This is a genomic window from Stenotrophomonas sp. HITSZ_GD (genome assembly GCF_029543105.1).
Lineage (GTDB): Bacteria > Pseudomonadota > Gammaproteobacteria > Xanthomonadales > Xanthomonadaceae > Stenotrophomonas_A.
The window spans coordinates 1-22,760 of sequence record NZ_JARQXB010000008.1 but is presented as its reverse complement, the minus strand read 5'-3'; the positions used below and the strand labels follow the sequence as shown (position 1 = coordinate 22,760).

Sequence of the window (22,760 nt, the reverse complement as noted above, 5' to 3'; positions counted from 1 at the left end):
CCCGACGAGGAGGGCTGCCACCGCCCGCGACGGTGAGCGGTTCCGGTTACGGGGAGAGGGTCAGTGCGTCATCCGGTCATAGATCCGGGTGAGTTTTTCCTTGGCGAGCAGCTTTTCGCGCTTCATTTGGCCGAGGGTCATATCGTCGATCGGCAAAACGCCGAGTTCGGCATCCATGCATTTCTTGTCCAGCAGCTTGTGTCGCTGATAGAGCTGCTTGAATTCGGGATCCGCCTTCATCAGTGCATCGATTTGGCTCTGCGGTTGCCCTTCGAACATGGCTTGGCCTCCTACGGTTTCCGTAAAAACAAGAACGCCCCGGCCGGACCCGGCACGGGGCGCTGAATCGGACGGCGAGCCGGCGCGATCGGCGGTAACGACCGAGCCCTGGGGCTTCGGGACGCCAACGCTCGGTTCGGGCCGCTGTTCCACCGGATCGTCCTCCACGGATCCAGGCGACGACATGCCACCTGGGTATTCGACCCTACGCCTGTCCCCCGCCCCCGGCAATAGCCGCGCGCACAGTTTCGGAAGGGGCCGGCGCATTCATTACGGAAAAAATCAGGGCCGCTCGCGGCGGCCCTGAATTTCGTTCATAAACAATCAGATACGCCTCAGGGCGCGACCACCACCTCGGCCGCGCGGGCCTTGGTCGGCGCCCCCTTGCCGGCGCTCACCTGGAAGCGGTTGGCGCTCACGCCAGCCGCCACCAGCGCCTGGCGCAGGGCCTCACCGCGCTGCTTGGCCGAGGCGGCATCGGCCCCGTAGGCGATGATCGACACCCGCCCCTTCTTGCCGATGTTGAGGTACTCCGCCAGGGCCTTGGCCTGGCCCTGCGCGCCGGCGGACAGGTCCGCCTTGCCGCCGTAGGCATCGCCGGCCAGCGTGAAGACCTCGCCGCGGGCCTCGAAACGGGAGGCCGGCAGCTTGCTGCCGGCCATCAGCTCGGCCTCCTCGCGGGCCAGTTGGGCGGCCTTCTGCTGGGCAGCGTTGAGCCGCGCGGTCTGCTTGCCGGCCACGCTGGTCAGGGCGGCCTCGGCGTCCTGGCGCGCCAGGGTCTCCTGCTCTGCGGCCTGGCGCAGGCGGTCGCTCTCCTCGGCCTGAATCTGCGCCTGCACGCGCAGCTGCTCAGCTTCCTGGCGGGCCCGGGCCGCGTCGCGCCGGCTGGCCTCGATCAGCAGCTCGTTGCGGGTGCCGTCCAGCCGCTCCAGCTCGCGCCGGGCCTGGGTGGTGCGCACGCTGATCTCGGCAATCTCCACCCGGCGGTCGGCGATGTAGAGGGCCTGGTCCTGCTCCTTGCGCTTGGCCTCGGCCACCGCACTGATGGCCTGTTCGGCCTGCAGGCGCTCGTAGCGGGCGATGTCCGCCGACTGCGGGTCGGCCTGCAGCGCGGCCAGGCGCTGGCGCAGCGCCACCACCTGCGGCAGGTCTTCCTTGGCCAAGGCGGTGCCGGTGACGGCGAGCAACAGCGCCAGCACGAAGGTTCGGTTGCGCAGTTTCATCAACGCCCCTCCCCGGTGCCCAGGGTGTTCTGCAACTGCGACACCTCGGCCTTGCGCTGTGCCAGCTGCGCGGTGGCCACGGCCTCCTCGCTGCGGGCGCGGGCCAGGTCGGCGTCGACCGCCGCGCGCTTGGCCAGGGCCGGCAACTGCTTGCGCTGGCCGCGGTCCAGGGCGGCCTGCTGGGCTTGCATCAGCTCCTGGCGCGCCAGGCTGATCAGGTCCGGGGCGTACTGGTCCGCGTCGGCCTGGGTCGCCCGCTGCACCGCCTGCTCGGCCTCGGACAGTTCCGGTGCCACCTGGGCCAGGGCCGGGGAAAGAGGCGCGAATGCAAAGGCGATCACATACAGCGATCGACGTATTTGTGCGAAGCTAGCCGTCATTGGGGTGCCGTTGCGTTGGGATCGTAGCGCGGCCATTGTCGGAAGCCTGCGGCGCGCTTGCAACGGGACGCCGCCGATCGTTGGGGAAGCATTGCGCATGGATATCGGCTATTTCCTTAAGCTGATGACCGAAAAAAACGCCTCGGACATGTTTTTGACCACCGGGGCGCCGGTCTACATCAAGATCGAGGGGAAGCTCTATCCACTCGGCAACACCGGCCTGCCGCCCGGCATGGTCAAGAAGATCGCCTATTCCCTGATGGATGAGGGGCAGGTCCCGCAGTTCGAGCGCGACCTGGAGTTGAACATGGCCATCGCCCTGCCCGACGCCGGGCGCTTCCGCGTCAACGTGTTCAAGCAGCGCGGCGAGGTGGGCATGGTGATCCGCGCCATCCGCAGCAAGATCCCGAGCATCGAGGAGCTCAACCTGCCGCAGGTGCTCAAGGACGTCATCATGACGCCGCGCGGCCTGGTGCTGGTGGTGGGCTCGACCGGCTCGGGCAAGTCGACCTCGCTGGCCTCGATGATCGACCACCGCAACAGCACCACGACCGGGCACATCCTCACCATCGAGGACCCGATCGAGTACCTGCACAAGCACAAGATGTCGATCGTGAACCAGCGCGAGGTCGGCCTGGATACCCACGCCTTCCACAACGCGCTGAAGAACGCGATGCGCGAGGCGCCGGACGTGATCCTGATCGGCGAGATCCTGGACGCCGAAACGATGGAAGCGGCGATCGCCTTCGCCGAGACCGGCCACCTTTGCCTGGCGACGCTGCACTCCAACAACGCCGACCAGACCATCGAGCGCATCCTGAACTTCTTCCCGGAAAGCGCGCACAAGAACGTGCTGATGAACCTGGCGCTGAACCTGCGCGCGGTGATCTCCCAGCGCCTGGTGAAGGGCGCCGACGGCCGCCGCCTGCCGGCGACCGAGGTGCTGCTCAACACGCCGATGATCCGCGACCTGCTGCGCCGCGGCCAGGTCCACGAGATCAAGCAGGCGATGGAAGAGTCGCTGGAGGAAGGCATGGAGACCTTCGACCAGTGCCTGTTCCGCATGGCCAAGAACGGCACGATCGAGCAGGAGGAGGCGCTGCGCGCCGCCGATTCGCGCGACGGCCTGGCGCTGAAGTTCCGCCTGTCCGAGGGCGCCTCGGGCGAACACGATCCCTACGCGGATTACGAGGCGGCGTCCTCCCCCAGGATCAGCCACGGCTTCACCTGACAGGAACCCAGCACGGCGCCGGCAACGGCGCCGTGATTCATTGGGCGTCCGGCTGCCGCTCGGGACGCGCGCGGTCGAAGGCCGGCAGCGCCAGGCAGGCCTGCTCGATTCGTCGCAAGGTCGGGTACGGGGCAAGGTCCACGCCGAAACGGTGCGCGTTGTAGAGCTGCGGCACCAGGCAGCAATCGGCCAGGCCGGGCGTGTCGCCGTGGCAGAAATCGCCGGTATCCGGGTGGCCGGCCAGCAGGGTCTCCAGCGCGGCGAAGCCTTCGCGCATCCAGTGGCGCGTCCATTCTTCGCGGCGCGCCGCCTCCGCTTCGACGGTCCGCTCCAGATACTGCATCACCCGCAGGTTGTTGAGCGGATGGATGTCGCAGCCCACCACCTGCGCCAGCGCGCGCACCCGGGCGCGCGCCAGTGCCGGGGCGGGCAGCAACGGCGTATCGGGAAACACCTCGTCCAGATATTCCAGGATCGCCATGGACTGCGTGAGCACCTGGTCGCCGTGGCGCAGCGTCGGCACCAGGTGCTGCGGGTTGAGCGCGACGTACTCGGCCGCGTGCTGCTGCCCGCCGTCGCGCACCAGGTGCACCGGCAGCAGGTCGTGCGCCAAGCCTTTGAGATTCAGGCCGATGCGCACGCGGTAAGCCGCGCTGGAACGCCAGTAGGTATACAGCTGCAGGGCCTGACTCATCCCGGTCCTCCCTTGCTCAGGGCTTGGCCTGCGCTTCAATGCGCTGCTCGATCGCGCCGAAGATGCTGTTGCCCTGGCGGTCGAACATCTCGATCCGCACCGTGTCGCCGAACTGCATGAACGGCGTGCTGGGCTTGCCGTCGCGCAGCGTCTCCACCACGCGCTGCTCGGCGAAGCACGACGCGCCGCGCGAGGTGTCCTGGTTGGCGATGGTGCCGGAGCCGACAATCGTCCCCGCGCCCAGGGGGCGGGTCTTGGCCGCATGCGCGACCAGCTGGGCGAAATCGAACTGCATGTCCTCGCCGGCTTCCGGCGCGCCGAACCATTCGCCGTTGATGTGGGTCACCAGCGGCAGGTGCACCTTGTTGTCCCGCCATGCCGGGCCCAGTTCGTCCGGCGTGACGAACACGGGCGAGAGCGCCGAGCGCGGCTTGGATTGCAGGAAGCCGAAACCCTTGGCGAGTTCGTTGGGAATGAGATGGCGCAGCGAGACGTCGTTGACCAGGCCGATCAACTGGATGTGGTCGGCCGCCTGCGCGGCATCCACCGCCATCGGCACGTCGTCGGTGACCACCACCAGTTCGGCTTCCAGGTCGATGCCGTAGTCCTCGCTGGCCACCTTCACCGCATCGCGCGGGCCGTAGAAGCCGGCACTGGTGGCCTGGTACATCAGCGGATCGGTGTAGAAGCTCTCCGGCACCTCCGCATTGCGCGCGCGGCGCACGCGCTCCACGTGCGGCAGGTAGGCACTGCCGTCCACGAATTCGTAGGCGCGCGGCAACGGCGCGGCCAGCGCGGCCGTGTCCAGGTCGAACTGGCCGTCGGCGCTGCCGTCTTCCAGCGATTCGTACAGGGCGTTCAGGCGCGGCGCGACGTGGCTCCAGTCTTCCAGCGCGCGCTGCAGCGTTGGCGCGATGCCGGTGGCGCGCACGCCGCGGGTCAGGTCGCGGGAGACGACGATCAGCGTGCCGTCGCGGCCGCCTTCCTTCAGGGAACCTAGCTTCATGGTGCATCCGCTCACGGCTGGGACGCCGATTGTAGGCCGGGCAGGCTTTGGTTACATCTGCAACGGACTAGCGCGTTCGGTTCCTGAACAGGCGATCCGGCTGCGGCTGGGACGGCGGGCGGATTTCGCGTAAACTGAACGGGTCTGCCAGCGGCCGTCCGTTTCCCTCAGGGATCGCCGGCGCCATCGGGTTCGCCCGGTCCGCCCGCCCCATCCGACGCCGTTCGCCTTGCATACCGGTCATGCGCAACCCGCGCTTGGTCGTCCCCTCTTCTCGCAGCGCGGTTACACGGGAACGCTCCGAGTCGCCCCTCAGCCCTTGCTGGCCGTCCGGCCACGTGGGCGAGTATTTTCCGGAGAATCCCATGTCGTTTGAAACCCTGGGCCTTGCGCCCTTCCTGCTGCGCGCGCTCGCCGAAGAAGGCTACGAGACCCCCACCCCCATCCAGCGCGAAGCCATCCCGCTGGTGCTCGAAGGTCATGACCTGCTAGCCGGCGCGCAGACCGGTACCGGCAAGACCGCCGCGTTCGGCCTGCCCGTCCTGCAGTACCTGGCCACCACCCCGCAGGCGGTGAACGGCCCGCGCAAGCCGCGCGCGCTGATTCTCACCCCCACCCGCGAGCTGGCCACCCAGGTGCACGACAGCCTGCGCGGCTACGGCAAGTACCAGCGCATCCCCAGCGCCGTGATCTACGGCGGCGTGGGCATGGGCAACCAGCTCGACGCGCTGCGCCGCGGCGTGGACCTGCTGGTGGCCTGCCCGGGCCGCCTGATCGACCACCTGGAGCGCCGCAGCGTGGACCTCTCCGGCATCGAGGTGCTGGTGCTGGACGAGGCCGACCGCATGCTCGACATGGGCTTCCTGCCCTCGATCAAGCGCATCCTGGCCAAGCTGCCGCGGCAGAACCGCCAGACGCTGCTGTTCTCGGCCACCTTCGCCGAGCCGATCAAGCAGCTGGCGATGGAGTTCATGCGCCACCCGCGCGAGGTGATGGTGACCCCGCGCAACACCGTGGCCGAGACCATCGCCCACCGCGTGCACCCGGTCGACACCGCGCGCAAGCGCGAGCTGCTGCTGAGCCTGCTGGCGCAGGACAGCCGCGTGCAGACGCTGGTGTTCGCCAAGACCAAGCACGGCAGCGACAAGCTGGCCACGTTCCTGGAGAAGTCGGGCATCAAGACCGCGGCGATCCACGGCAACAAGAGCCAGGGCCAGCGCCTGCGCGCGCTGGGCGACTTCAAGGCCGGCCGCGTCACCGTGCTGGTGGCCACCGACATCGCCGCGCGCGGTATCGACATCGACCAGCTGCCGCGGGTGATCAACTTCGACCTGCCGATGGTCGCCGAGGACTACGTGCACCGCATCGGCCGCACCGGCCGCAACGGCGCCAGCGGCGAGGCGATCTCGCTGGTCGCGCAGGAAGATGCGAAGTACCTGCGCCAGATCGTGCGCCTGCTCAACCGCGACATGGACATCCGCGACGTGCCGGGCTTCGAGCCGCAGGTGCCGATCCGCTGGGGCAACAGCGCCCCGGGCAAGGCCGAGCAACCGGCCGGCCAGCGCCCGCCGCGCAAGCACCAGGGCGCGCGTCGCCCGCATGGCGATGGCGGTCGTCCGCAAGGCCACGCGCATGCCGGCGCCAAGCAGCCGGGTGCGGCCAAGCCGCAGGGCCGTCGGCGTCGCGGTGGCGGCGGCGGTGGCGGTGGTCGCGGCCCGGGCAATGCCCCGCGCTGAGTAGCCCCACGCGGTAAAGCGACAAGAAGACGGCGCGCGGATCCCTCCGCGCGCCGTCTTCGTTTTAGGACCCGCAAGCCCAGCGCCGCGTCAGAGGAAGTCGAAGCTCAGGGTGAAGCGCACGTTGCGCCCAGGCTGCGACCAGCGGCCGATGCCTTCCGGGCTGGTGTTGCCCGCGAACACCGCGGTGCCGGCGCCAGCCGTCCGCACGCGGTTCCACAGGTAGTACTCCTTGTCGAATACGTTGTAGACGCCAGCGGTGAGATGCAGGCGCGTGCTCAGGTCGTAACTGCCGAACACGTCCAGCAGCGTGTACGCGCGCGCCTTGTAGGCGTACGCCGGGACCACCTCGGCGCCATAGCTGGAATTGGTCACGCTGGTGCCGTAGTCGTCCGGGTCCTTGCGGGCCTGGTGGGTGACGTTGGCGGTCACGCTCCAGCGTCGCGACGGCGCGTTGTAGCTCACGCCGGCCACGGTCTTGGCAGGGCTGATGCTGCCCAGCGGCTCGCCGTCGTTGTCCTTGCCCTCGTTGTACGAGTACGCCAGGCGGGCCAGCCAGTCGTCGGCCAGCAGCCACAGGCCCTCGGCCTCCACGCCTTTCACCGTGACCTCGCCGCGGTTGATCGGCATGAGGTAGCTGTAGCCGTTGGTGATCGTGGTGACGCCGCGCACCGTGGTGCTGTACAGCACGCCTTCGTCCGCGGTGAAGGTCGCGGTATCGATGAAGTCGCTGTACTTGTCGCGGAATGCCGACACGCCCAGCCGCAAGCGCTCGCCCTGGTAGCGCCAGCCGATTTCCAGGTTGAGGCTGCGCTCGGCCTCCAGGTCAGGGTTGCTCTTGCCGTCGGGCACGGTCACCGTGGCGCCATCGGAGACGCGGGTGACTTCCGTGGTCGAGGACGTGCCGTACATGTCGTTGACGCTCGGCGCGCGGAAGCCGCGCCCGGCCTGCGCCCAGACCGATTGCGCGTCGGTGAACTTGAACTCGCTGCCCAGGTTCCAGGTTGGCGAGGAGAACCGGGAGATGCCGACACTGCCGCCCGCGTCCTCGTAGCCGGAATCGCCGTTGGCGGTCGCGCGGGTGCGCGGCACGTACTTGTAGCGGTCATAGCGCACGCCGCCGGTGAAGGTCAGCCGGTCATCGAGCAGGCGCACCTTGTCCCGCACATACGCGGTCCAGTCGGTCTGCCGGGTGTCCGGCCAGAGGGAGGGATCGGTATCGCGGCTGACCAGGCGGCCACTGTTGTCCCAACGCGAATCGACCGAGTTCCAGTGGATCTCGCCTTCCTGCCAGGCGGCGCCGTAGACCATGTCGTGGTGCACGCGCCCGATGTCGAACTGCTTGGCGAGATCCAGCGCGGCCCGGTCCAGCTTCTGGGTATCCCAGCGATGCTCCTGACGAGCGCACAGGGTGACCGCCGAGCAACGGGTGCCGCCGGTCGTGCCGCTGGCGACGTCGATGTTCGTCTGGCCCTGGATGTAGCTCTTCTGGTGGTCCACGGTGGCCTCCAGGCTGTCGAACATCGCGACGTTCGCCTGCCAGGTGTAATTCAGGCCATAGCGGTCACGGTCGTTGCGGTCCTGCGCCGTGCGCCGGTAGTACGCCCCGACGCCGTCGCTGCGCGACCAGTTGTCGACGTCGTTGGTGCCGCGCGCGCGTTCGTACACCACGCCCAGGGTCTGGTGCGCGGTGGCGAGGAAGTTGATCTTCGCCAGCAGGTTGTCGCTCTCGCGATCCACCGGATCGGGCGTGCGGCGATCCGGCCCGTCCTGCACGAGGGTGGTGTCGTACCAGGATTCGGTCTCGTGCCCGTCGCGGCGGGTGTAGACCAGCAGCGACTCGAACTTGCCGGTCCGGTTGGCGAAGGTCAACGAACCCATGTTCTCGTCGTTGGCGCCGGTATAGCCGTACTTGATCGAACCGTAGCTGTCGTTGCCGTGGGCCTTGAGGAGGTCGGCTGGATCCTTGGTGGTAAACATCACCGCGCCGCTGAGCGCTCCGCTGCCGGCGGTGATGGCGTCCGCCCCCTTGATGATCTCCACCGCCTTCACCGATTCCAGATCCACGCTGCCCCGGCCGGAACGGAAGAACTCATAGGGTTGGTAGCTGCCCGGGTCCATGCTCTGCGGAAAGCTCAGCCCATCCAGGGTCATCGCCACGCGGTCCGCTTCCAGGCCCCGGATGTTGAAGCCGTTGAAGCCCGCGCGACCCAGGTCGACCATTTCGACGCCGGGCACGTAGCGGATCACGTCCTCCATGCCCTGGGCGCCTTGGGCACGCAGTTCCTTGGACGACAAGGTGGTGACGTTCTGCGTATCGGACTTGGCGCGGGTTTCGCGCACTTCGACCGGATCGAGCGTGGTGCTTGGCGCGGCGGCCTCGGCAGCCAGGGCCGTGCCGATCGGCAGGCATAGGGCAATCGCCAGCGCGAGCTGGCATCGGGGGTGGTTCATGACGGAACTCCGCAGTGAGTAAAGGAGGTACGGCGCCGCGTGGGGTGCGGCGTGGTTGGCTGCGAAGTCCCGCTGGGGACGCGTTGCTCGAATGGAGGACGCACCGGCACGAACCCGGCACGCAGGCCGCGCGCTCGGCGCGGCGCACCTGGCGGACGCTCCCCGCGCCCGCGAGGCAGACCTTACTTGCCGGAAGCGGCCCCTTCCGGATCCGGCGCCTGGTTGTCGCGCGCGTCGACCACGCCATCGCCATTGCGATCGGCACGCTTGAACAGGCGCTCGCCGGAAGCGGCGTACTCGTCCCAGGTCATCTTGCCGTCCTTGTCCTTGTCCAGGACGTTGAACCGCACGTCGGCCTGCTTCATCTGACGCGCGTTCGTCTGGCCCTGCGCATGCTTCAAGCGGCGCTCGAATTCGCCGACGTATTCGTCGCGGCTCAACACGCCATCGCCGTTGGTATCGGTCTCTGCGAAGCGCGCGCGGCGAAACTTCTCGAACTCGGCAGCATCGACCTTGCCGTCACCGTCGAGGTCGTGCTCGGCCACGAACGCGGCGGGGTCTTCGCCGTGGCCACCGACCTTGTCCTGGACCTTCTGGTCCACGGTCTCGGTGTTGGCGGCCAGCGACATGGCCGGCGCCAGCAGCAGGCCGAGGACGACGAGGGAATGCTTCTTCATGGAATTCTCCAGCGGTTGGACGGGCTCAAGGGTTGAGCACGTGGAAGACGAGGCTGTAGCTGTTGCTGTATTCGGGCGCGGCGGCACCGGCAGGCGCGGCGCTGCGATGACGCGCCAGCGCCAGCCAGATACCGCTGGCGGGATGTGCCCAGCGCACGCGGCCCTGTGCATCGCTGCGCAGTTCGACCTCGCGTGCCTGGCGGTCGGAAGACCACACCGCTTCGCTGAGCTGCACCGCGGTGTCGGCCAGCGGTTTGCCGTCGAACTGCAGCTCGAATTCGATTGGCTCGTTCGCGTAGAGATCGCTGGGATGGGTCACCGCCACCAGTTCCAGGCCGTGCCCGTAGGGTCGCAGCGCGCCGCGATCCGGCGCGCCCACCGTCAGGTAGGTTTCGGCGCGGATGCGCGACTGGAAGTGCGAGGTCACCTTCGCGCCGGCAGGCACCGGCGCGTTCGCGTCGCGCGAGGAGACCTTGCGCCCATCGATCTCCCAGGTGCGGAACACCGCGCCCAGGCGTTCGCCGGTACTGAAACGATAGGTGCCCTTCGCATCCTGCGGCAGGGCATGCTCGACCACCACGCGGGTATGCAGCGGCACGACGCGCTCAGGCGCCGTCTCGCGGCCGTCCGGGCCGAGGATGCTGAAATGGCTATCGTCGAAGGCTGCCTCCGGCACGAAGAAGGCTTCGGCGAAAGCGGCATCGAGAGTGACAGTGCCGCCCGCCTGCACCTGGAAAGTGGCGGGCGCGAGATACGGCATATGGGCGGCGGCCGGCCAGGCCACGACGGCCAGCACGGCGGCGAGAAGCGGGCATTTCATGGCGCGATCCCCTGGAACGTGGATGGATCGCTGGCCGGATGTGCTTCCTGCTGGCTGACCGGCGCATTGTATGAATGCGAGCGGTTCTCATCAAGAGGCTGGCCGATGACGCGCCGCCGCCGCGCGTCCACAATGCACGGATGGAAATCTTCAAAGTCTTCATGGTCGAGGCGGCGCACCGGCTGCCCAACGTCCCGCCGGGCCACAAGTGTGCGCGGCTGCATGGCCATTCGTTCCGCATCGAACTGCATGTCGGCGGCGAGCCGGGCGCGGACACCGGCTGGATCATGGACTTCGGCGACGTCAAAGCCGCCTTCCAGCCGATCTACGACCGCCTGGATCACCATTACCTCAACGACATCGAAGGGCTGGAGAACCCGACCAGCGAGCGGCTGGCGATCTGGATATGGGAACAGCTCAAACCGACCCTGCCCGCCCTGCGCGAGGTCGTGATCCACGAGACCTGCACGTCCGGTTGCCGATACCGCGGCCCGAAGGCCTGAACCGCCGGCCGCCTTGCCGGCCCGGCCAACCCCCAAGTCGTTGATTTTGCGGGCTCACCCCGGGAAATTCGCTCGCCTCGAAAAAAGTTGTTGCATCGCAGCAGAAACGCGCTATGCTGCATCGCAACACGGTACCGCAGCTCCACTGGAATCCGCGATGTCCGCTCAGTTCGACAGCAGCTTCAGTCAGTACACCCACCAGTTCGCCGCCGCCGCATCGCGCGCCAACCGGTTGGCGCTCGAAAACGCCGAAAGCGTGTTCGGGTTGCAGTTGAAGACGCTGGAGAAGAACGTCAACGCGACGGCCGACTTCCTTGGCCAGTTCGCCGACGTGAGTGACCTGGGCAGCGTGCAGTCGCTGTGGCCGAAGGGCCTGCAGATCGCCCGCGACAACCTGGAGCGCCTGGCCACGGCGAATCAGGAAGCGGTCGGCCTGAGCCTGAAGGCTTCCGAGGCCATCGGCCAGCTGGCACGCAGCCAGTTCGAGTCGGCCAACGAACAGTTCCAGGCGAACGTCGCGCCCCCGCGCAACGCACGCCGCAAGTAAAAGTTTTCTGTATTTGCGTGGGTCCCTCCCCCCACGCAAACAGGCCCGACAGATCCCTCCCTCTGTCGGGCCTTTTTCTTTTCCGGCGCCCGCTCAGCCCGGCACGCGCAGGTGCGAAGCCAGCACCGCCGGGTCGGCATCCGGCCGATACGGGATGCGGCCCCAGCACGGCATCGGCAAACGCGCTTGCAACAGGGCGAAGTTCTCGTCTCGGCGCGCCATCTGGGGGTCCACCTCGTTGGCGATCCAGCCCACGCAGCGCAGCCCGTCCGCCGCGATGGCTGCCGCGCTCAGCCGTGCATGGTTGAGGCAACCCAGGCGCATGCCTACCACCAGCACCACCGGCAGATCGAATACGCGCGCGAGGTCCGCCTGATCGAGCGTGGCGCTGAGCGGCGCGGCCCAGCCGCCCACACCTTCGACCACCACCACGTCGGCCATCGCGCGCAGCTGGTCGTAGGCGGCCTGCAGCGGCGGCAGTTCGATGGTGACGCCGGCTTCGGCCGCGGCGATCTCCGGCGCCAGCGGTTCCGGCAAGGCGTACGGATTGACCAGTGCGTAGTCCGGCCGCGGCGCGCTGGCGGTCTGCAGCGTCAGCGCGTCCTCGTTGCGCCAGCCGTCCGGGGTGGCCTCGCAGCCACTGGCCAGCGGTTTCATGCCCACCGCGCGCAGCCCCTGCCCGCGCAGCGCATGCAACAGGCTGCTGCTGGCCACGGTCTTGCCGATGCCGGTGTCGGTGCCGGTGACGAAGAAGGCGGGGAAAGGAAACATGCGCGGGGTCCGGCTCGGGGGCCGGCAGGATAAGCCGTCCCGGCGCTGGCGTCAGTGGCCCCGGTGGGCGCTGCTAGACTGGCCGCCATGTTCACCTCCTCCACGCTCACCGGCAGCAGGCCGGAACAGTACGCGCAGCTCAAGGCCCAGGCGCAGGCCCTGGTACACGGCGAGCGCGACCGCATCGCCAACGCCGCCAACCTGGCGGCGCTGATCTTCAATTCCTTGCCGAGCCTCAACTGGGCCGGCTTCTACCTCTATGACGGCCAGGAACTGGTGGTCGGCCCGTTCCAGGGCCTGCCGGCCTGCGTGCGCATCCCGCTGGACAAGGGCGTGTGCGGTGCCGCCGCGCGCACCCGCCAGACCCAGCGCATCGAGGACGTGGACGCCTTCCCGGGCCATATCGCCTGCGATTCGGCCTCGCGCTCGGAGCTGGTGGTGCCGCTGGTCAAGGGCGACACGCTGATCGGCGTGCTGGACCTCGACAGCCCCGAACTGGCGCGCTTCGACGAGGAAGACCAGCGCGGCCTGGAAGCCATCGCCCAGGTGTTCGTGGACAGCCTGGCGTGAGCACCGAACGGCTGCGCAACATCGGCCCGAAGAGCGCGGCGTGGCTGCGCCAGGTCGGGCTGCGCAGCGTCGAGGATCTGCAGGCGGTCGGCGCGGTCGGCGCGTTCCTCAAGGTTCGCCGGGCCGGATTCAAGCCCAGCCTCAACCTGCTCTATTCGCTGGAAGGTGCGCTGGTCGGCAGCCACTGGCAGGACATCCCGGAGGCGCGGCGCCACCAACTGCTGAGCGAGCTCGAACACGCCAGCGCCCAGCTGCCGCCCCAGCGCGGCACACCGGTGGGCGGGCCGGTCTCGACCACGCGCTATGGCGATGACGAGGCTTCAGCGCCCGCGGACGACGAGACCGACGACGACGCGCCGGCGGAAGAAGACTGATCGGCCTCAGGCGGCCGTGTCGATGTCCAGCAGCTCGCGCATGTCGTCCATCACCCAGCGCGCGCCCGAGTGCGCCGGGTCCAGCCCACGCAGGTAGCCGTAGCGCACCAGGGCCAGCGGCACCTGCGCGGCATTCGCCGCGGCCGCATCCACCGCTGAATCGCCCACCATCAGCGCCTGCGCGGGCGCTTGCCCGAACTGCGCGCAAAGATGCAGCAGCGGCGTGGGATCGGGCTTGCGCTCGGGCAACGAATCCCCGCCCAGCACCGCCGCGAAGTGCCCGGCAATGCCGAGATGCTCCAGCAGCGGCACCACGAAACGCGACGGCTTGTTGGTGCAGATCGCCAGCGTCGCGCCGCGCGCGCGCAAGCCTTCCAGCGTGGGCGCCACGCCCGGAAACAGGCGCGGATGGTGCAGCAGGCATTCGCCGTAGTGGCGCATGAAGCCCGGCATCACCTCGTCCAGCGGCCGCGGTGCATGCGCAGCCTGCAGCGCGCTGGCCACCAGGCTGCGCACGCCCTCGCCGATCCAGCCGCGTACGGTGGCCTCGTCGACCTGCGGCAGCGATAGATCGGCCAGCGTGAGGTTGAGGGCTTCGGCGATGTCGGACAGGCTGTCCACGAGCGTGCCATCGAGATCGAAGATCACCAGCGGAAACGGATAGCTCATGGCGCGCGCGATGTCGGGCGCCACAGTGTAAGCGAGGCTCAGCGCTCGCCCAGCGTCTCGCCGGCGAACAGGTCGCCTTGCACCACGTCCTCCTCCTGCCCGGCGAAACCGGATACGCCCACGCCGACCAGCCGATAGCGCGTGCTGTCCGGCAGTTGCACGCGCTGCACCAGCGCCTGCGCGATCTCCACCAGTTCCTGCGCCGAGGCCGGCGGGCGTTCGGGGGTGAGGCTGCGGGTGAGAATGCGGAACTGCGAGGTCTTGAGCTTCAGCACCACCGTTCGGCCGAGGCGGCCGGTGCGCTCGATCGCCGCCCAGGTGCGCTCGGCGAGGCGCGCGATCTCCGGCGCCAGCGCTTCCAGCGGCAGGTCCTCGGCGAAGGTGTCCTCCGAAGAGACCTGCTGCACTTCCTGGTGGGGCTCCACCGGGCGTTCGTCGATCCCCCGTGCGCGGTTGTACAGGCCCTGCCCGAAGCTGCCGAAATGCGCCTGCAGCTCCTCCAGCGGCCGCACGCGCAAATCGCCCACGGTGTGGATGCCGAGCGCGGTGAGCTTGCTCTCCATCACCTTGCCCACACCGGGAATGCGGTTCACCGGCAACGGCGTGAGAAACGCTTCGACCTTGGACGGCGGCACCACGAACTGGCCATCGGGCTTGCGCCAATCCGAGGCGATCTTGGCCAGGAACTTGTTCGGCGCGATGCCGGCCGATGCGGTGAGCTGCGTCTCCTCGCGGATCTGCGCACGCACCTGCCGCGCGATCTCGGTGGCGATGCGCATCCCGCTCTTGGCCTCGGTGACGTCCAGGTAGGCCTCGTCCAGCGAAAGCGGCTCGACCAGGTCGGTCTGGCGATGGAAAATCTCGCGCACCTGCCGCGATACCGCCTTGTAGCGGGTGAAATCCGGCGGCACGAACACCGCGTCCGGGCAGAGCCGCTCGGCCCGCAGCGCCGGCATCGCCGAGCGCACGCCGAACTTGCGCGCCTCGTAGGAGGCCGCGCACACCACCGACCGCGCGCCCTTCCACGCCACCACCACCGGCCGGCCACGCAGCGACGGATCGTCACGCTGTTCCACGGACGCGTAGAACGCATCCATGTCGACGTGAATGATCTTGCGCATCCAGGGAACCCTACGGCGGCGAACGTTGCCCTGCCATGATAATCCAGCCGCCGTGCGCTGATCCGTCGCACGCCAAGCGGCGCAAAGCTTTGCCCGCGATGGCCGCAAAACACTACGCTTGCGTACGGAAAAAAGCGTTTGCTTTGCTGCAATGCGCTCGTGCAGGCTGGCGCACTTTCGCGCCGCCGGGCGCGTTTTTCTCGAGAGCTTCCGCATGACCCGCGAATCTGCCTATACGCGCGACCAGCTGCTGGCCAGCGCGCGTGGCGAACTGTTCGGCGCCAACGCCGGCCGCCTGCCCAACGACCCGATGCTGATGTTCGACCGCATCGTCCACATCGCCGAGGAAGGCGGTGCGTACGGCAAGGGCCAGGTCGTGGCCGAACTGGATATCCGCCCGGACCTGTGGTTCTTCGGCTGCCATTTCATCGGCGACCCGGTGATGCCCGGCTGCCTCGGCCTGGACGCGATGTGGCAGCTCACCGGTTTCTTCCTCACCTGGCTGGGCGCGCCCGGCCGTGGCCGCGCGCTCGGCGTGGGCGAGGTGAAGTTCACCGGCCAGGTACTGCCCAACGCCAAGCTCGTGCGTTACGAGATCGATATCGCCCGCGTGATCAACCGCAAGCTGGTGATGGCGCAAAGCGATGCGCGCATGCTGGTTGACGGTCGCGAGATCTACACCGCCAAGGACCTGCGCGTGGGCCTGTTCACTTCCACCGAGGGCTTCTGAGCATGCGTCGCGTCGTCATCACCGGCATGGGCATCACCAGTTGCCTGGGCAACGACCTGGACACCGTGTCGAGCGCGCTGCGCGAAGGCCGTTCGGGCCTGCAGTACCTGCCCGACCACGCCGAGGCCGGCCTGCGCAGCCAGGTGGGCGGCAAGGTCGAGCTGGACCTCGATGCGCTGATCGACCGCAAGCTCAAGCGCTTCATGGGCGACGCCTCCGCCTACGCCTACCTGGCCATGCGCGACGCGATCGCCGATGCCGGCCTGGACGAGGCCCAGGTGAGCGACCTGCGCACCGGCCTGATCGCCGGGTCCGGCGGAGGCTCCAGCCAGTGGCAGGTGGAGACGGCCGACATCCTGCGCGCGCGCGGCGTGCGCAAGGTCGGCCCGTACATGGTGCCGCGCACGATGTGCTCGGCGGTCTCGGCCTCGCTGGCCACCGCGTTCAAGATCCGCGGCCTGAGCTATTCGATCTCCGCCGCGTGCGCGACCTCCGCGCATTGCATCGGCGCCGGCGCCGACCTGATTCGCCACGGCGCGCAGGACATCGTTTTCGCCGGCGGCGGCGAGGAACTGCACTGGACCATGAGCGTGATGTTCGACGCGATGGGCGCGCTGTCCACCGGCTACAACGACCGCCCGCAGGTCGCCTCGCGGCCCTACGACGCCGAGCGCGACGGCTTCGTCATCGGCTCCGGCGGCGGCATGCTGGTGCTGGAAGACTACGACCACGCGGTCAAGCGCGGCGCGCGCATCCACGCCGAACTGCTCGGCTATGGCGTCACCTCCGACGGCGCCGACATGGTCGCCCCGTCCGGCGAAGGCGCGGTGCGCTGCATGCGCATGGCGATGGAAGGCCTGGATCGCCGCATCGATTACCTGAACACCCACGGCACCTCCACGCCGTTGGGCGATGTCACCGAGTTGAACGCCGTGCGCGAGGTATTCGGAGAGGAGGTGCCGCCGCTGTCCTCGACCAAGGCGTTGTCGGGCCATTCGCTCGGCGCGGCCAGCGTGCACGAGGCGATCTATTCGCTGCTGATGCTGCGCGACGGTTTCATGGCCGGTTCGGCGCACATCGACGCGCTGGACCCGCGCGTGGAGGGCTTCCCGATCCTGCGCCAGACGCGCCAGGCCACGCTGGATACCGTGATGTCCAACAGCTTCGGCTTCGGCGGCACCAACGCCGCACTGGTGTTCGGGCGTCCGTCCTGAACCCACGCGGGGCAGCGTGATGCCGCCCCGCGTGCCTCACATCAGCCGCCCATGCCGCTATGGCGCAGCAGCGCGTCGATCTGCGGCGCGCGGCCGCGGAACGCGCGGAAGTTTTCCGCCGCGCTGCGGCTGCCCCCGCGCGAAAGCACCTCGTCGCGGAAACGCGCGCCGGTCAGCGCGACTTGTTCCGGCGCTTCCTCGAACGCGGCATAGGCATCGGCGCTGAGCACCTCGGCCCACTTGTAGCTGTAATAGCCCGCCGCGTAGCCGCCCGCGAAGATATGGCTGAACTGGTGCGGGAAGCGGTTCCAGGCCGGCGGGCGGTTCACCGCCACCTCGTCGCGCACGCGCTCCAGCAATTGCAGCACGCTGTCCTGCGCCGGGTCGTAGGCGCTGTGCAGCTGCATGTCGAACAGCGCGAACTCCAGCTGACGCACGGTGAACATGCCGCTCTGGAAATTGCGCGCGGCCAGCATGCGTTCGAACAGGTTGCGCGGCAGGGGCGCGCCGGTTTCCACGTGCGCGGTCATCGCTTCCACCCGCGGCCATTCCCAGCAGAAGTTCTCCATGAACTGGCTGGGCAGCTCCACCGCGTCCCATTCCACGCCATTGATGCCGGCCACGCCAAGCTCGCCGACCCGCGTCAGCAGCTGGTGCAGGCCGTGCCCCATTTCGTGGAACAGCGTGGTGACCTCGTTGTGGCGGAACGTGGCCGGCTGGCCGTCCGTACCGCGGCCGAAGTTGCACACCAGGTAGACCAAGGGCGTCTGCGTACCCGTGGCGCGGTCGCGGCGGTTGCGGCAGTCGTCCATCCATGCGCCGCCGCGCTTGCCTTCGCGCGCGTACAAGTCCAGATAGAACTGGCCTACGAGGCTGCCTTGCGCATCCACCAGCCGGAAGAAGCGCACATCCGGGTGCCACACCGGCGCGCTGTCGGGTTCCACGCGCAGGCCGTACAGCGCCTGGATGAGGTCGAACAGGCCGGCCAACACCTTGGGTTCGGTGAAGTAGGCCTTCACTTCCTGCTCGGAGAAGCTGTAACGCGCCTGCTTGAGCTTCTCGCTGGCATAGCCCAGGTCCCACGCCTCCAGTGCGTCCAGGCCAAGTTCGTCGCGCGCGAATTCCTCCAGTTCCTGGCGATCGCGCCGCGCGTGCGGCAGCGCGCGACCCGCCAGGTCACGCAGGAAACCGAGTACCTCGGCCGGATCCTGCGCCATCTTGGTGGCGATGGAGTATTCGGCGTAGTTGGTAAAGCCCAGCAGCGCGGCCAGTTCGCCACGTAGGGCGAGGATGCGGTCGATGTGCGCGCTGTTGTCCAGCGCGCCATCGCCGAATTCGGACGCGCGCTCGGCGTTGGCGCGGTATAGCGTGGCGCGCAGCTCACGATCGTCGGCGTAAGCCTGCACCGGCAGGTAGCACGGCATCTGCAGGGTCAGCTTCCAACCGGCGCGCCCGTCCTTCTCGGCTGCCGCGCGCGCGGCGGCACGCACTTCGGCAGGCAGGCCGGCCAAGCGCGATTCTTCCTCGACATAGAGCGACCACGCGTCGGTGGCATCCAGCACGTTCTGGGAGAACTTGGCCGACAACGCCGACAGCGCTTCCTGGATGGCCGAGAAGCGCTGCTTGCCGGCGTCGTCCAGCTCGGCGCCGCCCAGGCGGAAATCGCGCAGCGCGTTGTCGATGACCTTGCGGCGCGCCTCGTCGTAGCTCGCCGCTTCGGGCGCGACCGCCAATTGCTTGTACTGCGCATACAGCGCCAGGTTCTGCCCCAGCGCGCTGCCGAAGCGCGAGACCTTCGGCAGGTTCGCGTTGTAGGCCTCGCGCAGCGCGGGGGTATTCACCACCGCCTGCAGGTGGCCCACCTGGCCCCACGCGCGCCACAGGCGCTCGGTGGCGTCGTCCAGTGGCACGACAAAGCTTTCCCACGTGACTGGCGATACCTGCTCGGCGTGCTTCACCGCCGCTTCGGCCTCGGCTAGCAACTGGTCGATGGCGGGCGCGACATGCTCGGGCGCGATGGCGTCGAAGCGCGGCAGGCCGGAGAAATCGAGCAGCGGATTGTTCATGGTGACTCCAGGCGGAAGACGTACACGGGTTACGACGATATGGCGGTCATTCGAGCCAGGCGCAAGGCAGATCCGGCAGCCCGTGCCCGGCGACCGCCGCGGCGATCAGCGCATCGCTGGCGTCGACATCGATGCCGCGCTCCGGGTACCAGGCCGGGTTGTAGTAGCTGTGCGCGTAGCGCTCGCCCGCATCGCACAGGATGGTGACGATGGAGCCACCCCGCCCTTCGCGCCGCATCTGCTCGGCGATCCGCAACACGCCCACGAAGTTGGTGCCGGTCGAACCGCCCACGCGCCGGCCCAGCCGCGCGCTCACGTAGCGCATCGCCGCCAGGCTGAGGTCGTCGGGCACCTTCACCATGCCGTCCACGCAGCTGGCGATGAAACTGGCCTCCACGCGCGGGCGGCCGATCCCCTCGATGCGCGAGCCGCCGGTGATCTGCAGGTGGCGCGCCTGCGCGTCGCCGGCCAGGGCGCCGCAATAGCCGTCGAAGAACACCGAAACCTCCGGGTCCACGCACAGGATGCGGGTGTCGTGCCGCCGGTAGCGCACGTAGCGGCCGAGGGTGGCGGCGGTGCCGCCGGTGCCCGGACTGCACACGATCCATGCCGGCACCGGGTGCGGCTCCTCGGCCATCTGCTTGAAGATCGACTCGGCGATGTTGTTGTTCGCACGCCAGTCGGTGGCGCGCTCGGCGTAAGTGAACTGGTCCATGAAGTGGCCGCCGGTCCCCCGGGCCAGCTGTTCGGAAGCCCCGTTGAGATCGCACGCACGCTCGACCAGGTGGCAGCGGCCGCCATGGAATTCGATCGCGGCGATCTTCTCCGGCGAGGTCGCCGCCGGGATCACCGCGATGAACGGCAGGCCCAGCAGGCGCGCGAAATAGGCCTCCGAGACCGCCGTCGAGCCGCTGGAGGCCTCGATCACCGGCCGCCCCTCGCGCAACCAGCCGTTGGCCAGCGCGTAGAGGAACAGCGAGCGCGCCAGGCGGTGCTTCAGGCTGCCGGTGGGATGGCTGGACTCGTCCTTGAAGTACACGTCGATGCCCGGGAAGCCGGGCAACGCCAACGGGATCAGATGGGTATCGGCGGAGCGGTTGAAATCCGCCTCGATCTTGTGGATGGCCGCATTGACCCACGCACGTTGCGACATGGCTGGCGAAGACGTTGGAAAAATCCAATTCTACGCCGGGCCTCCCGCGCCAAGGCCGCCGCCGGCGGAGTGCTATCCTTGGCCTTCATCTTCGCTTTCGCAACGCCATGCCGCTGCTGCTCCGCCTGCTGCTGTGCCTGACCCTGCTGGCCAATACGGCCGGCGGTGCGTGGGCCGCGCCCAGGCTCGGCGGCCTGCCGGCGGCAGTGCCCCAGGCCACCGCGGCCGGCTGCCATGACGGCATGGCGATGGATGCCGGGGCGGCCATGCCGCATGACGCCGGTCACATGGACATGGCGAAAGCCAAAGGCCACGGCGGGCACGATGCCGGCTGCTGCGCGCAGGCCGGCTGCGACTGCCTGCAGCACTGCGGCACGTCGATCAGCCTGTTCGCCCCGCTGGCGCTCTCGCCGCCCACCGCGGCCCGCCTGCTCGACCCGCCCGCGCAGGACCGTGGCCTGCCGCGGCCTTACCAGCCCGTCCGACCTCCCATCGCCTGAAGCGCTCCGGCGGCCCAGGCCGCCCGTTGTCCGTGGCCGCTCGCGGCCGTCCGACGAATTCCGCAGATCGCGCGGCCTCTCCTGGCCGCGCCTGGAGCCTTCATGACCCACGATTCCTTCCGCGGCGCGCTCAGCCGGCGCCGCTTCGTCCAAGGCCTGGCACTGGGCGGCGTCGCCGTCGGTGCCGGCCTGTGGCGCCTGCCCGCCCGCGCGGCGCAGCTGCCCGCCATGCCCGAGCTGCGCGGCGACCACCTGCAGCTGGCGATCGGCCGCGCCCCGGTCGATTTCACCGGCCGCGCGCGCTCGGCCATCACCGTCAACGGCAGCCTGCCGGCGCCCACGCTGCGCTGGCGCGAGGGCGACACGGTGAACATCCGCGTCGCCAACACGCTGGCCGATGCGCCCACCTCGATCCACTGGCATGGCTTGCTGCTGCCGGCCAACATGGACGGCGTGCCCGGCATGAGCTTCGACGGCATCGCGCCCGGCGAGGCCTACCAGTACCGCTTCACGCTGCGCCAGTCGGGCACCTACTGGTACCACAGCCATTCGATGTTCCAGGAGCAGTCCGGGCTCTATGGCGCGCTCGTCATCGACCCGCTGGAACCGCCGCCTTACCGGCACGACCGCGAGCACGTGATCCTGCTTTCGGACTGGACGGACCTCGATCCGGCGGCGCTGTACCGGCGCATGAAGCAGATGCCGATGCACGACAACACCTACCAGCGCACGGTGGGCGACTTCTTCCGCGACGCGCGCCAAGACGGCCTGGCCGCCACGCTGGCCGACCGCGGCATGTGGGGCCGCATGCGGATGACGCCGAGCGACCTGTCGGACATCAACGCCCATACCTACACCTACCTGGTCAACGGCACCGCCCCGGCGGGCAACTGGACCGGGTTGTTCCGTACCGGCGAGAAGGTGCTGCTGCGCTTCATCAACGGCGCGGCGATGACCTACTTCGACGTGCGCATCCCGGGTCTCAAGCTCACGGTCGTGGCCGCCGATGGGCAGTACGTGCACCCGGTGACCGTGGACGAGTTCCGCATCGCGCCGGCGGAGACCTTCGACGTGATCGTCGAGCCGACCGGGCAGGACGCCTTCACCGTATTCGCCCAGGACATGGGCCGCACCGGCCATGCGCGCGCCACGCTGGCCGTGCGGCACGGCCTGGAAGCACCCGTGCCCGCGCTGGACCGGCGGCCCCTGCTCAGCATGGCCGACATGGGCCACGACATGGGCGGTGGCGCGCACAAGGGCATGGAGGGCGGCTGCGGCGCGGCGATGGGCATGGACATGCCGGGGATGTCGCATGACCACGCGATGCCATCGGCGAATGCGCATCCGGCCAGCGAGCACGGCAATCCACTGGTGGACATGCGCAGCGATGCCACGTCCCCGCGCCTGGACGACCCGGGCATCGGCCTGCGCGACAACGGCCGCCGCGTGCTGCGCTACGCCGACCTGCACAGCGCCTTCGAGGACCCGGACGGGCGCGAGCCGGGGCGCGAGATCCAGTTGCACCTCACCGGCCACATGGAGCGCTTCGCCTGGTCGTTCGACGGCGTGCCGTTTGCCTCTTCCCAACCGCTGCGGCTGAACTACGGTGAGCGCCTGCGCATCGTGCTGGTCAACGACACGATGATGCAGCACCCCATCCACCTGCACGGCCTGTGGAGCGACCTGGAGGACGCCGGCGGGCAGTTCCAGGTACGCAAGCACACCATCGACATGCCGCCCGGCACGCGCCGAAGTTACCGCGTGCGCGCCGACGCGCTGGGCCGCTGGGCCTACCACTGCCACCTGATGTACCACATGGAAGCCGGCATGATGCGGGAAGTGCGGGTGGACGCATGAGCGCGCGCCTTTCCCTGGCCTGCTGGCTTGCCCTGGCCGCGCCGCTGGCGGCGGCGCAGGATCCTGCCGCCGCGCGGCAGGCGTCGTCGGCCAAGGCCGACGACACGCCGCAGATGGACCACTCGCAGATGGACCACTCGCAGATGGACCACTCGCAGATGGACCACTCGCAGATGGACCACTCG

The 22,760-nt window shown here is 68.8% G+C and carries 22 protein-coding genes and 2 pseudogenes; 11 read left to right on the top strand and 13 right to left on the bottom strand.

Going from position 1 to position 22,760, the window contains the following annotated elements; translation table 11 throughout:
* Positions 1–60: 60 nt before the first annotated feature.
* From P6166_RS09710 to P6166_RS09700, 3 genes are all read right to left on the bottom strand, one after another.
* Positions 61–279 (bottom strand): YdcH family protein, encoded by a 219-nt coding sequence (locus P6166_RS09710; RefSeq protein WP_057646317.1) that lies wholly within the window; start codon positions 277–279, stop codon positions 61–63.
* A gap of 335 nt (positions 280–614) precedes the next feature.
* Positions 615–1,502, bottom strand: a complete 888-nt coding sequence (locus P6166_RS09705) for a hypothetical protein (RefSeq protein ID WP_277764265.1) — start codon at positions 1,500–1,502, stop codon at positions 615–617.
* On the bottom strand, positions 1,502–1,882 hold the full coding sequence (locus P6166_RS09700; RefSeq protein WP_277764264.1) for a DUF4398 domain-containing protein: 381 nt from the start codon (positions 1,880–1,882) through the stop codon (positions 1,502–1,504). The genes P6166_RS09705 and P6166_RS09700 overlap by 1 nt, the downstream gene beginning before the upstream one ends.
* Positions 1,883–1,979: 97 nt before the next feature.
* Here P6166_RS09700 and P6166_RS09695 point away from each other — a divergent pair, with 97 nt between their 5' ends.
* Complete coding sequence (locus tag P6166_RS09695; protein ID WP_277764263.1) at positions 1,980–3,113, top strand: PilT/PilU family type 4a pilus ATPase; 1,134 nt, start codon at positions 1,980–1,982, stop codon at positions 3,111–3,113.
* Between the two features lie 37 nt (positions 3,114–3,150).
* Here P6166_RS09695 and maiA read toward each other — a convergent pair whose 3' ends face one another.
* Positions 3,151–3,807, bottom strand: a complete 657-nt coding sequence (gene maiA / locus P6166_RS09690) for a maleylacetoacetate isomerase (protein ID WP_277764262.1) — start codon at positions 3,805–3,807, stop codon at positions 3,151–3,153.
* Between the two features lie 16 nt (positions 3,808–3,823).
* The gene (locus tag P6166_RS09685) at positions 3,824–4,813 is read right to left on the bottom strand and encodes a fumarylacetoacetate hydrolase family protein (protein ID WP_277764261.1); all 990 of its coding nucleotides are present in this window, start codon (positions 4,811–4,813) and stop codon (positions 3,824–3,826) included.
* A gap of 365 nt (positions 4,814–5,178) precedes the next feature.
* Here P6166_RS09685 and P6166_RS09680 point away from each other — a divergent pair.
* Positions 5,179–6,468, top strand: a pseudogene (locus P6166_RS09680) (DEAD/DEAH box helicase); the annotation flags it as partial.
* Between the two features lie 171 nt (positions 6,469–6,639).
* Here the strand turns inward: P6166_RS09680 and P6166_RS09675 are convergent.
* The 3 genes from P6166_RS09675 to P6166_RS09665 all read right to left on the bottom strand — a co-directional run bounded on the left by P6166_RS09675 (position 6,640) and on the right by P6166_RS09665 (position 10,500).
* On the bottom strand, positions 6,640–9,003 hold the full coding sequence (locus P6166_RS09675; protein ID WP_277764260.1) for a TonB-dependent hemoglobin/transferrin/lactoferrin family receptor: 2,364 nt from the start codon (positions 9,001–9,003) through the stop codon (positions 6,640–6,642).
* A gap of 182 nt (positions 9,004–9,185) precedes the next feature.
* Positions 9,186–9,680, bottom strand: coding sequence for an EF-hand domain-containing protein (locus P6166_RS09670; protein WP_277764259.1), 495 nt, complete (start codon positions 9,678–9,680; stop codon positions 9,186–9,188).
* A 25-nt stretch (positions 9,681–9,705) separates the two neighbouring features.
* Positions 9,706–10,500, bottom strand: coding sequence for a DUF4198 domain-containing protein (locus tag P6166_RS09665; protein ID WP_277764258.1), 795 nt, complete (start codon positions 10,498–10,500; stop codon positions 9,706–9,708).
* A gap of 140 nt (positions 10,501–10,640) precedes the next feature.
* Between P6166_RS09665 and queD the strand changes: the two genes are divergently transcribed.
* Both queD and P6166_RS09655 read left to right on the top strand, forming a co-directional pair.
* Entirely contained in the window at positions 10,641–11,003 is a 363-nt protein-coding gene (queD, locus tag P6166_RS09660) for a 6-carboxytetrahydropterin synthase QueD (RefSeq protein WP_277764257.1), read from the top strand.
* 157 nt (positions 11,004–11,160) lie between these two features.
* Complete coding sequence (locus P6166_RS09655; RefSeq protein WP_277764256.1) at positions 11,161–11,550, top strand: phasin family protein; 390 nt, start codon at positions 11,161–11,163, stop codon at positions 11,548–11,550.
* 93 nt (positions 11,551–11,643) lie between these two features.
* Here the strand turns inward: P6166_RS09655 and bioD are convergent, their stop codons facing one another.
* A complete protein-coding gene (gene bioD / locus P6166_RS09650; RefSeq protein WP_277764255.1) occupies positions 11,644–12,321 on the bottom strand; it encodes a dethiobiotin synthase in 678 nt (225 codons plus the stop codon).
* Between the two features lie 87 nt (positions 12,322–12,408).
* On the opposite strand from bioD, the gene P6166_RS09645 reads away from it, so the two are divergent.
* Together P6166_RS09645 and P6166_RS09640 are read left to right on the top strand one after the other, a co-directional pair.
* The gene (locus P6166_RS09645) at positions 12,409–12,891 is read left to right on the top strand and encodes a GAF domain-containing protein (RefSeq protein WP_277764254.1); all 483 of its coding nucleotides are present in this window, start codon (positions 12,409–12,411) and stop codon (positions 12,889–12,891) included.
* Positions 12,888–13,265, top strand: a complete 378-nt coding sequence (locus P6166_RS09640) for a TfoX/Sxy family protein (RefSeq protein ID WP_277764253.1) — start codon at positions 12,888–12,890, stop codon at positions 13,263–13,265. The genes P6166_RS09645 and P6166_RS09640 overlap by 4 nt, the downstream gene beginning before the upstream one ends.
* A 6-nt stretch (positions 13,266–13,271) precedes the next feature.
* Here P6166_RS09640 and gph read toward each other — a convergent pair whose 3' ends face one another.
* Positions 13,272–13,934 (bottom strand): phosphoglycolate phosphatase, encoded by a 663-nt coding sequence (gene gph, locus P6166_RS09635; protein WP_277764252.1) that lies wholly within the window; start codon positions 13,932–13,934, stop codon positions 13,272–13,274.
* A 38-nt stretch (positions 13,935–13,972) separates the two neighbouring features.
* Positions 13,973–15,055 (bottom strand): DNA polymerase IV, encoded by a 1,083-nt coding sequence (gene dinB, locus P6166_RS09630; protein ID WP_277764251.1) that lies wholly within the window; start codon positions 15,053–15,055, stop codon positions 13,973–13,975.
* 214 nt (positions 15,056–15,269) lie between these two features.
* On the opposite strand from dinB, the gene fabA reads away from it, so the two are divergent.
* On the top strand, positions 15,270–15,785 hold the full coding sequence (gene fabA / locus P6166_RS09625; protein ID WP_277764250.1) for a 3-hydroxyacyl-[acyl-carrier-protein] dehydratase FabA: 516 nt from the start codon (positions 15,270–15,272) through the stop codon (positions 15,783–15,785).
* A 2-nt stretch (positions 15,786–15,787) separates the two neighbouring features.
* A complete protein-coding gene (gene fabB / locus P6166_RS09620; RefSeq protein WP_277764249.1) occupies positions 15,788–16,999 on the top strand; it encodes a beta-ketoacyl-ACP synthase I in 1,212 nt (403 codons plus the stop codon).
* Positions 17,000–17,040: 41 nt separating this feature from the next.
* Here the strand turns inward: fabB and P6166_RS09615 are convergent, their stop codons facing one another.
* Together P6166_RS09615 and P6166_RS09610 are read right to left on the bottom strand one after the other, a co-directional pair.
* Positions 17,041–19,065 (bottom strand): M3 family metallopeptidase, encoded by a 2,025-nt coding sequence (locus tag P6166_RS09615; protein WP_277764248.1) that lies wholly within the window; start codon positions 19,063–19,065, stop codon positions 17,041–17,043.
* A 46-nt stretch (positions 19,066–19,111) separates the two neighbouring features.
* Complete coding sequence (locus tag P6166_RS09610; RefSeq protein ID WP_277764247.1) at positions 19,112–20,218, bottom strand: PLP-dependent cysteine synthase family protein; 1,107 nt, start codon at positions 20,216–20,218, stop codon at positions 19,112–19,114.
* Positions 20,219–20,325: 107 nt separating this feature from the next.
* On the opposite strand from P6166_RS09610, the gene P6166_RS09605 reads away from it, so the two are divergent.
* The 3 genes and pseudogenes from P6166_RS09605 to P6166_RS09595 form a co-directional block, all read left to right on the top strand.
* The gene (locus P6166_RS09605; RefSeq protein ID WP_277764246.1) at positions 20,326–20,718 is read left to right on the top strand and encodes a CopL family metal-binding regulatory protein; all 393 of its coding nucleotides are present in this window, start codon (positions 20,326–20,328) and stop codon (positions 20,716–20,718) included.
* A 102-nt stretch (positions 20,719–20,820) separates the two neighbouring features.
* Positions 20,821–22,575 (top strand): copper resistance system multicopper oxidase, encoded by a 1,755-nt coding sequence (locus P6166_RS09600; RefSeq protein ID WP_277764245.1) that lies wholly within the window; start codon positions 20,821–20,823, stop codon positions 22,573–22,575.
* Positions 22,572–22,760, top strand: a pseudogene (locus P6166_RS09595) (copper resistance protein B); the annotation flags it as partial. The gene P6166_RS09600 and the pseudogene P6166_RS09595, both read left to right, overlap by 4 nt.

Excerpts from the sequence above, each read along its gene's own strand:
- fabA (WP_277764250.1), top strand. The coding sequence starts at position 15,270 with ATGACCCGCGAATCTGCCTATACGCGCGACCAGCTGCTGGCCAGCGCG.
- P6166_RS09610 (WP_277764247.1), bottom strand. The coding sequence starts at position 20,218 with ATGTCGCAACGTGCGTGGGTCAATGCGGCCATCCACAAGATCGAGGCG.
- gph (WP_277764252.1), bottom strand. The coding sequence starts at position 13,934 with ATGAGCTATCCGTTTCCGCTGGTGATCTTCGATCTCGATGGCACGCTC.
- P6166_RS09670 (WP_277764259.1), bottom strand. The coding sequence starts at position 9,680 with ATGAAGAAGCATTCCCTCGTCGTCCTCGGCCTGCTGCTGGCGCCGGCC.
- P6166_RS09705 (WP_277764265.1), bottom strand. The coding sequence starts at position 1,502 with ATGAAACTGCGCAACCGAACCTTCGTGCTGGCGCTGTTGCTCGCCGTC.
- P6166_RS09700 (WP_277764264.1), bottom strand. The coding sequence starts at position 1,882 with ATGACGGCTAGCTTCGCACAAATACGTCGATCGCTGTATGTGATCGCC.
- P6166_RS09675 (WP_277764260.1), bottom strand. The coding sequence starts at position 9,003 with ATGAACCACCCCCGATGCCAGCTCGCGCTGGCGATTGCCCTATGCCTG.
- P6166_RS09665 (WP_277764258.1), bottom strand. The coding sequence starts at position 10,500 with ATGAAATGCCCGCTTCTCGCCGCCGTGCTGGCCGTCGTGGCCTGGCCG.
- P6166_RS09695 (WP_277764263.1), top strand. The coding sequence starts at position 1,980 with ATGGATATCGGCTATTTCCTTAAGCTGATGACCGAAAAAAACGCCTCG.
- P6166_RS09605 (WP_277764246.1), top strand. The coding sequence starts at position 20,326 with ATGCCGCTGCTGCTCCGCCTGCTGCTGTGCCTGACCCTGCTGGCCAAT.
- P6166_RS09685 (WP_277764261.1), bottom strand. The coding sequence starts at position 4,813 with ATGAAGCTAGGTTCCCTGAAGGAAGGCGGCCGCGACGGCACGCTGATC.
- P6166_RS09645 (WP_277764254.1), top strand. The coding sequence starts at position 12,409 with ATGTTCACCTCCTCCACGCTCACCGGCAGCAGGCCGGAACAGTACGCG.
- maiA (WP_277764262.1), bottom strand. The coding sequence starts at position 3,807 with ATGAGTCAGGCCCTGCAGCTGTATACCTACTGGCGTTCCAGCGCGGCT.
- P6166_RS09655 (WP_277764256.1), top strand. The coding sequence starts at position 11,161 with ATGTCCGCTCAGTTCGACAGCAGCTTCAGTCAGTACACCCACCAGTTC.
- dinB (WP_277764251.1), bottom strand. The coding sequence starts at position 15,055 with ATGCGCAAGATCATTCACGTCGACATGGATGCGTTCTACGCGTCCGTG.
- P6166_RS09710 (WP_057646317.1), bottom strand. The coding sequence starts at position 279 with ATGTTCGAAGGGCAACCGCAGAGCCAAATCGATGCACTGATGAAGGCG.
- queD (WP_277764257.1), top strand. The coding sequence starts at position 10,641 with ATGGAAATCTTCAAAGTCTTCATGGTCGAGGCGGCGCACCGGCTGCCC.
- P6166_RS09600 (WP_277764245.1), top strand. The coding sequence starts at position 20,821 with ATGACCCACGATTCCTTCCGCGGCGCGCTCAGCCGGCGCCGCTTCGTC.
- P6166_RS09615 (WP_277764248.1), bottom strand. The coding sequence starts at position 19,065 with ATGAACAATCCGCTGCTCGATTTCTCCGGCCTGCCGCGCTTCGACGCC.
- bioD (WP_277764255.1), bottom strand. The coding sequence starts at position 12,321 with ATGTTTCCTTTCCCCGCCTTCTTCGTCACCGGCACCGACACCGGCATC.
- fabB (WP_277764249.1), top strand. The coding sequence starts at position 15,788 with ATGCGTCGCGTCGTCATCACCGGCATGGGCATCACCAGTTGCCTGGGC.